The organism is Pseudoalteromonas sp. SG45-5 (genome assembly GCF_014164085.1).
GTDB classification, from domain to species: Bacteria; Pseudomonadota; Gammaproteobacteria; order Enterobacterales; family Alteromonadaceae; genus Pseudoalteromonas; species Pseudoalteromonas aliena.
Genome location: NZ_JACJEM010000148.1, coordinates 1 through 627, shown reverse-complemented (window position 1 = coordinate 627; position 627 = coordinate 1). Strand labels below are relative to the sequence as shown.

Sequence of the window (627 nt, the reverse complement as noted above, 5' to 3'; positions counted from 1 at the left end):
TATGTATCACTTATGTACAAAAGTGAATTTCCTAACTTACTCAGTTACACACGATTTCTAGCCGTTATGCCGAGAGTAATTGTGCCAATGTGTGCCTATTTCACTTCACTTAAAGGTAAACCCACAGGCGTTGAATTCATTGACTCTACATCTATTAAGGTCTGCCATAACATTCGTATTCCAAGACACAAGACCTTTGATGGAATAGCCCAGCGAGGTAAAGGAACGATGGGATGGTTTTACGGCTTCAAGCTGCATTTAGTCGTTAATCATCATGGTGAAATTGTTGCTGCGAAAGTGACAACAGGAAATGTACATGATACTCAACCAGTCCGCGAATTAGCGAGCTGCCTGACGGATAAATTATACGGTGACAAAGGATATTTAAGTAAGGCTTTAGAAGCGGATTTGCTCGATAAAGGGGTAAAGCTCATTACGACGGTTCGCAAAAATATGAAGGCAAAAGCGATGTCATTATGGGATAGAGCGATGCTTTCAAAGCGTTTTATAATCGAAACAATTAATGACCAACTCAAGAATATATCCTTCATTGAACATTCGAGACATCGGAGTATGAACGGCTTTATGTTGAATTTAGTGGCTGGATTGGTGGCTTATTGCTTTAAA

At 39.7% G+C, this 627-nt stretch carries 1 protein-coding gene; it reads left to right on the top strand.

Annotated features, from left to right (window positions below; all coding sequences use genetic code 11):
* Nucleotides 1-627, top strand: a 627-nt coding sequence (locus H5119_RS20025) for an IS982 family transposase (RefSeq protein ID WP_182703486.1), incomplete at both ends; no start/stop codon positions are given.